The sequence below is a fragment of the Methanohalobium sp. genome, assembly GCF_046546175.1.
Lineage (GTDB): Archaea > Halobacteriota > Methanosarcinia > Methanosarcinales > Methanosarcinaceae > Methanohalobium.
Genome location: NZ_JBKGYF010000083.1, coordinates 1 through 7,357, shown reverse-complemented (window position 1 = coordinate 7,357; position 7,357 = coordinate 1). Strand labels below are relative to the sequence as shown.

Annotated in this window: 8 protein-coding genes; 4 read left to right on the top strand and 4 right to left on the bottom strand. The window is 38.7% G+C overall.

The window, feature by feature from the left end; translation table 11 throughout:
• Positions 1-44 precede the first annotated feature (44 nt).
• Complete coding sequence (locus ACLFMM_RS08270; protein ID WP_410808264.1) at positions 45-1,271, bottom strand: amidohydrolase family protein; 1,227 nt, start codon at positions 1,269-1,271, stop codon at positions 45-47.
• Between the two features lie 258 nt (positions 1,272-1,529).
• Here ACLFMM_RS08270 and ACLFMM_RS08265 point away from each other — a divergent pair, with 258 nt between their 5' ends.
• From ACLFMM_RS08265 to larA, 3 genes are read left to right on the top strand one after another with little or no spacing between them, the layout of a single operon-like run.
• Positions 1,530-1,718 carry a hypothetical protein gene (locus ACLFMM_RS08265; protein ID WP_410808263.1) on the top strand — a complete coding sequence of 63 codons (189 nt, stop codon included), beginning with the start codon at positions 1,530-1,532 and terminating at the stop codon, positions 1,716-1,718.
• 47 nt (positions 1,719-1,765) lie between these two features.
• Complete coding sequence (locus tag ACLFMM_RS08260; protein WP_410808262.1) at positions 1,766-2,779, top strand: histone deacetylase; 1,014 nt, start codon at positions 1,766-1,768, stop codon at positions 2,777-2,779.
• Positions 2,780-2,821: 42 nt separating this feature from the next.
• Positions 2,822-4,063: a nickel-dependent lactate racemase gene (gene larA / locus ACLFMM_RS08255; protein WP_410808261.1), complete on the top strand. Its 1,242-nt coding sequence runs from the start codon at positions 2,822-2,824 to the stop codon at positions 4,061-4,063.
• Positions 4,064-4,087: 24 nt separating this feature from the next.
• On the opposite strand, the gene ACLFMM_RS08250 is transcribed toward larA, so the two are convergent.
• From ACLFMM_RS08250 to ACLFMM_RS08240, 3 genes are all read right to left on the bottom strand, one after another.
• Positions 4,088-5,683 carry a sodium:solute symporter family protein gene (locus ACLFMM_RS08250; RefSeq protein ID WP_410808260.1) on the bottom strand — a complete coding sequence of 532 codons (1,596 nt, stop codon included), beginning with the start codon at positions 5,681-5,683 and terminating at the stop codon, positions 4,088-4,090.
• Positions 5,684-5,704: 21 nt separating this feature from the next.
• Positions 5,705-5,869, bottom strand: coding sequence for a symporter small accessory protein (locus ACLFMM_RS08245; protein WP_410808259.1), 165 nt, complete (start codon positions 5,867-5,869; stop codon positions 5,705-5,707).
• A gap of 251 nt (positions 5,870-6,120) precedes the next feature.
• Positions 6,121-6,984, bottom strand: coding sequence for a class I SAM-dependent methyltransferase (locus ACLFMM_RS08240; RefSeq protein ID WP_410808258.1), 864 nt, complete (start codon positions 6,982-6,984; stop codon positions 6,121-6,123).
• 95 nt (positions 6,985-7,079) lie between these two features.
• On the opposite strand from ACLFMM_RS08240, the gene ACLFMM_RS08235 reads away from it, so the two are divergent.
• The gene (locus ACLFMM_RS08235; RefSeq protein WP_410808257.1) at positions 7,080-7,322 is read left to right on the top strand and encodes a metallophosphoesterase family protein; all 243 of its coding nucleotides are present in this window, start codon (positions 7,080-7,082) and stop codon (positions 7,320-7,322) included.
• The last annotated feature ends 35 nt before the right edge of the window (positions 7,323-7,357 follow it).

Below are 7,357 nucleotides of genomic sequence, written 5' to 3'. Positions count from 1 at the left end.
ATATGTAATATTATGTAAATTTGTTGTATAATATGGATACTGTTTTATTCCCATTCACACAAACATTTTAGCAATTTTCCTTCTTTAAAAGTCATACTGATATTATTCGTATCCAGAAGACATGTAACATCATCCATCGGATCTTTTTTGAGGACCACACAATCTGCAGATTTTCCAGCCTCAAGTGTACCTGTTATATCCCCGATACCAATTGCCTCTGCAGCTGTCTTTGTTGATGCAATAATAGCCTGTTCTGTCGTCATCAAATTCTCTCTGACATATCGAACCAGTTCCATACTATTATTACCATGATAATTGTATGGTGTCCCGGCATCAGTACCCATGATTACTTTAACTCCAATATCAAGTGCTTTGCGTATGACATTCTTACGCATCTGGGATACTTCTTCTGCTTTTTCACGCATGAATTCCGGGATTGCTTCTTCATTTTCCTTTCGTACCATGAAATAATTCGATGAAAGTGTAGATACCAGATATACATCGTTATTCTTCATCATCCAGAGAGTTTCATCGTCTGCCAGAGTCCCATGTTCAATTGTTCTAACCCCTGCATTGATTGCATTTTTAATCCCCTCTGCACCATGCGCATGAGCAGCTGTATATATACCCAGTTTCAAACCTTCGTCTACCACTGCTCGTATTTCTTCAACATTAAGCTGGGGTGCTCCGGGTACACCACCCGGGTTCATAATTGCACCTGTTGCCATGACTTTGAGAAAATCAACACCTTCCTTAAGCTGTTCACGTGCAGCTTTACGGTTTTCATCTATACCATCTGCTTCACGATACAGACCGGAAAAATATTCACTTCCAGAAGATTGCATACAAATAATTTTTCCACTGGTCAGTATCCGTGGACCTCCTATAAGACCTTCTTCTACCGCTTTTTTTACAGCAATATCTATAAAATTTACTGAACCAACATTTCTAACTGTGGTAAATCCAGCTTTTGCAGTTTTTTCCATATCTACTGCAGCACGAATAGCCCGGTATTTATCATCCAGAAGGTTTTCCTGATAAGTATCTGGAACACCATGTAAATCCAGATGAACATGAGTATCTATTAGACCTGGTATGATAAATTGTCCAGAGACATCATAAACCAGTGCATCATCATTTATTTCTATATCGCATTCATCCTGAGAACCGATATATACTATTTTATCATCCTGAAAGACCATCACGGCATCAGTATGAAAACCATTATCTGTTCCATCAAAGATTGTGGCTCCCTGTAGAACAGTTTGCATAGACTCCTCCATATTATAAACCTTTATTATAATGAATGTAAAATTACAGAATGTGTGTAATCAATATGACTTTGCAGAAATAGATTATATAAATTTTTTCAATAACAATATATCTGCGGTATATAAAACAAATGTATGCAAATTAACTTTTCGGTTGGGATTTTAGGGAACAAAAGTGCACCCTGTTGTACTTGGATATCATTTGAAAAAAGGATAAACTATTTATTGGTTTTAAAAGATGTACCTAACGGTGTTTAAATGGGTACTGTACAATCAGGATTGTTATACATTATGATCGCATTTGCCATTCTGTTTGGTTTGTTTATGTTAAACAATATTCCTTCTCTGGAAAATCAGGTTTTCTGGCTCAATCTGATAGGCGCACTTGTTATAGCTGGTTTCATTATTGCAGGTATTTACAATCTGTTCACAGGAAAATATTCCTGATTAAGGAAAAAATTAAACTCTAAAAACGCATATTAATAATTACACTAATGACATCCATCATATATCATCCAGATTATCTCAAACACAATACTGGCAACCACCCGGAATCCGCATCCCGGCTCAGTTACGTCATAAAACATCTGGAAAAACAGGGTACTTTTAAGAACCATCCATTAATAGAGCCCGATTCCGCTGAAATTTCCTGGATTCAAACTATTCATAATCCGGATTATATTAAAAAAGTTGAATATCACTGCAACAACGAGATTCCCTTTGACCCTGATACAGTCGTTTCAAAAGATTCTTTCCGTACTGCGCTTCTTGCTGCAGGAGGTGCTATCAGGGCAGTAATAGAAACATATACTAATTCTTCCGCTTTTGCACTGGTACGACCACCCGGTCATCATGCAGAATCTGATAAAGCAATGGGATTTTGTCTATTCAACAACATCGCCATCGCTGCAAAATACGCCCAATCAAAGGGTATGAACCGTGTCCTTATCATTGACTGGGATGTGCATCATGGAAATGGTACCCAGCATTCGTTTTATTCAGACCCTTCTGTGATGTATATGTCCATTCATAGATATCCATGGTATCCTGGAACAGGATGGCTGGACGAAACTGGCACCGGAAAAAGTGAAGGATACAACATCAATGTACCTCTCTTACCAGGTGCAACCGATAAAGATTATGCCTATGTTTTCAACAAAATATTTGTGCCTGTTGCATTACAATTTCAACCTGATATCGTTATGGTATCTGCCGGGATGGACGCACAGGAACATGATACGCTTGGTGGTATGCGGCTAACTTCGGAAGGTTTTGCTACACTGGCAGGATGCATCAAAAAAATTTCAGACTTTACATGTAAACGAACTGTACTGGTTCTTGAAGGTGGGTATCAGCATAAGGAACTGGCTGAATCCATCTATCAGGTCATAATGGCAATAAATACTGAAAAACATTTACCAGAAATCCAGGAGGATAATGTTTCAGAAAATGTGTTGAAACGGGTAGAAAAAGTTATCAGAATACACAGTCATTGGTGGAACATCTGAAGTTCAAAAATGATATATAGCATTAACCCCCTCTTTTTTTGCATGAGTTCAATAAAACTGCCGTATGGGCACGACAGTTTAACTCTGGACATTCCAGATAAAAATCTATCACGTGTCTTAGTTCCTGAAGAACCGGAAATCACAGAGGATTATACATCCATAATGCAAAAAGCTCTGGAAAATCCGGTGGAGAGTAAACGTCTTTCGAAAATCGTAGATGAGGAGTCAACTGTTGCAGTACTTGTTAGTGATACTACACGTCCGGCACCTACTGAAAAAATGCTGCCTCCACTTTTGGATGAATTGTACCGTGGAGGTATCAAGGATGAAAATATAACCATTGTATTTGGTCTTGGTCTCCACCGAAACCAGACTGAGGAAGAGATTGAAAAACTGGTAGGTTCTGATATCTACAAACGTGTTCGATGTATTGAGCATGACAGGTCACGCTGTAGATATGTGGGGGATACAAGCAACGGAACTCCTGTGGAAATTTTCGAAGCAGTTCTTGACTCTGATGTTATCGTGTGTACTGGTAATATAGAATTCCATTATTATGCCGGGTACAGTGGTGGTGGAAAAGCGATTCTTCCTGCAGTTAGTTCAGAAAAAACTGTCATGACAAACCACAAAATGATGACAGATGACAGAGCAACCACTGGTGCGATTGAAAGTCCTGTAAGAACTGATATAGAGGAAGCTGCCAGAATGGTTGGTGCTGATTTCCTGTTCAATGTTGTTTTAAATAGTCAGAAGGATATTATCTATGCTACTGCAGGTGATGTTATAAAAGCCCATCGAAAAGGTGTAAATTATCTGGACAGCATTTATAAAGTTAAAGTTGAACCAACAGATGTTGTGGTTGTAAGTCCCGGAGGATATCCAAAAGACCTGAACCTGTATCAGGCGGTTAAAGGTCTTGAAAATGCAAAAAATGCAGCTGTTGAAGGTGGTTCAATCATCCTTTCTGCAAAATGTCAGGAATGCCTTGGAAATGCGGTATTTGAAAGATGGACCAGAGAATTAAAAACTCCTGATGAAACTATAGAAAAGTTCAACACCACCTTTGAACTCGGAGGTCACAAAGCTGCAAACATTGCCAAGATGGCTAAAAAATTCAACCTCTATCTGGTGTCTGATATGCCGGAAGATGATGTGAAAAATGTATTTTTCCTACCAGCAAAAAGTATACAGGAAGCACTGGATAACATATTGGCAGAAAAACCTGATGCAACAATACAGGTCATGCCGTATGGTGTTTTGACGCTGCCGATGAACCAGTGATTCCTTAGTTTATTTTTTGAGTTATTATTTGACCTTTTTAAAACACTGTTCCAGATGATTGTTTGATGGGGGCTGTGTTTTAAGGCTTACAACAACTGCTGTAATCATTGATAGAGGAGTTGCTACCAGTATAGGGTCCACTACCGTCCAGGTACCTGTAAGCAGTGTAGCTTTTCCAAAAAGTGCCTGACTTATACCAAGTGGAACTGCCTCTTTTGCGTGTACAAATACAAGCCAGAAAAGACTGCTGAAAGTACCTATTAAAAGACTTGATATTGCACCTTCTCTTGTCATACCTTTCCAGAAGATTGCTCCCATATACATCGGTAAAAATGCGGCAGTACATAATCCCATGAATATGGCTGTTGCCCTTGCGATTATGCTTATCGGAAGTGCATAGGCAAGAACTACACTGATTACAATGGTAACTGCAATACCTATCTTTGTTACAACATCTGATGTTGTTTTTCCCTTGCCCTTTTTAAGGAATTCTTTATAGAAATCATGACCTATCGATGTACCCATTATATGGAATTGAGAACTCAATGTGGACATTGCTGCTGATAATAATGTAAGCATGAACAGTACTACAAACAGGTCAGGCATGGCAGAGTTGATGTATTCTGGCATTATGAGGTCGGTATTACCTTGTGTAACTTCCAATGAAATCATACCTCTGTTTTCGAAAAAGTATACATTGGAAAGCGAGCCAACGATATATGCCACTCCAGCCATCATCAGTATAAATGGACCACCTACAAGGACTGCCTTGTTCAAAGAACTGCTGCTTCGTACTGTCATGAACCTGACAGCAAGTTGTGGCTGTGCAAGTACTCCGATACCTACACCCAGGATGAGAGTAGTTACAACTGTCCACCATATCTGGGAACCAAACTCAGGCATAGCAGTCCAACCCACATGTCCACTGGTAGTCAGTTTCTCAGGTACTAGATGTGCAATATTGGTCAATGCTTGATGAGCTTCTGTAACTCCCCCAAGTTCCATGTAGGTAAAAATAAGAAGTATAACCATACCAATGAACATAAGGGAACCCTGAAGAGCGTCAGTGTACATAACCGCTATCAATCCACCGGTTATAACGTATGCCGCAATGATTATAGCCAGTATCAAAACAGCAACATCATAATTGATTGAAAGAGCTGTTTCCACAAACCTTGCCCCTCCGATTAATACAATACCGGCATAAAGGGGCATGAAGATTGCTACAAGTGACCCTGAAAATCCCTGAATGAATCTTGACTGGAACCGTTTACCAAGGAACTCCGGAAATGTCACAGCATTCAAATTAACACCCATACTGCGTGTACGGGAACCAAAGACCACAAATGCGATAAATATTCCAAAAACTATGTTCATAAAAGTAAGCCACAAAAGACCCATACCATAGGCACCTGCCACCCCACCAAAACCGATGATCGCGGACGTGCTTATAAATGTAGCTCCATAGGACAGAGCCAGAATATACGGATTTATTTTTCGACCTGCAACCATATAATCTTCAGTTTCATTCGTTCGCTGATAACCCAGTAATCCCAGATAAAATATTACTATAAGATAAATTAGCACAACTACTGCCAGTACAGGGGTACTTACTGCCATTTCTAACTCCTCTGACTACTTTTAATCTTCTTCTTTTCTCCAGTTGAGGATGCCATAGATTACGCATCCCAGTGCACTTACGAATGAAAGAATATAAGCCAACAGTATGTAAGGGTCTTCTATCCCCAGCATGATAACTGCTCCTTTCTTATTAATGAATGGTGTGTGATAGCATGTAACACGCATACATTAATCTTTCGAAGGTCAAAATTTTTAGTAACATGATTAAAGGTAAAAGTATTACCAAAAGCTATTTAAATTAGAACAACTTTGTATAGAATGTCAGTATTACTTTTATTTGTAAAAGTAACACTGGTACAGGCAAAATACCAGTAATTTAAAACTAAGTTATTCTGGTAAACAAATCCTCTGGAGTGGATCAAAAATCAGCCATGAAAGGACGCAATACAATATTGCGTTCCTTCCATCTTCACCAATTAAGTTAATGTTGCATAGGATACGAGTGCGTTATCGATTTTCTTGGTATCGACTGAAAATCCTGCCTGCTCAAAATAGTTCTTCCAATCGGTTTCAGTTATTTTTGGTCCGTGATGATGTCCCAATGGGTCTACAGCAATCAGATTACCTCCTTTGTTCAAAACCCGTTTGATTTCCTGGAGTCCGGATGGTATATCATCTATATGATGCAGCATGAAAAAACAGGTCACAGTATCCATTGACTCATTATCAAATGGCAGTTCATATATATCTCCTGTTTTAAAATCCGCATTTGGAACATCCTGTACCTGAGCATTCATTTTACACTGGTTTATCAAACTATCCAGTATTTCTATTCCGTAAACTCTGGATTCTGGGTTCCGTTGTGCAATATCCAGTGTGATAGAACCAACTCCGCATCCTATATCAAGTATGGATTTACCATCGATTCCAGGCAATATTTTCCCAAGAACATTCATCCTTAATTCTTTCATTTCTGGATGCGGGTAGGTTGCTTTCAATGAGTCAAACGAGGTATAGGGTAATATTTCATAAACATTTGAGCCGTTTTCTGCAAACATACCTTTTACATATAAGCTATTGTCTTCAGATTTTAAAAACTCAACAACCGACACACCGATATTACCGGTAAACCTTAAATTCCATTCTTCTTGCTTTTCTGAGAACTGAAAATTGAATGAATCATGTACTACAATATAGTGGGTATACCTGTTATCAAGTTTTGAATCCAGTATATTATTATAAAACTTAATTTCACTGATGCTGTCCTTCCACAATGTAAGAATCTGCAGGGATTCTTCATCTGCATGGTTTAAAACTGTACCTATTGGGTTGAATGACATATCTTTTAAATGGACGCAGAATTATAAATATCTTGCAATTAACGTAGTTAATTAATACAATAGAAGCGTTATTTGTATGACAGGTGAAAAAGTATATGAAGCTGTTGATAATTTCTGATATCCACGGAAACAAAGAAGCACTTGATGTTGTTCTGGACACTCCATATGATGAAATCATCTGTCTGGGAGACCTGGTGGATTATGGTCCTTCTCCACATGAATGCATTGAACTGGTTCAGCAGAAAAATATTCCGACAATCAAAGGTAATCATGACAACGCTGTAGCGTCTGGATTTGACTGTGGATGCGGATACGAATGTGAACTACCGCTGAGCTAAAGACTCAGCGGCTTCGGAAGAAGTTTACCATGAAA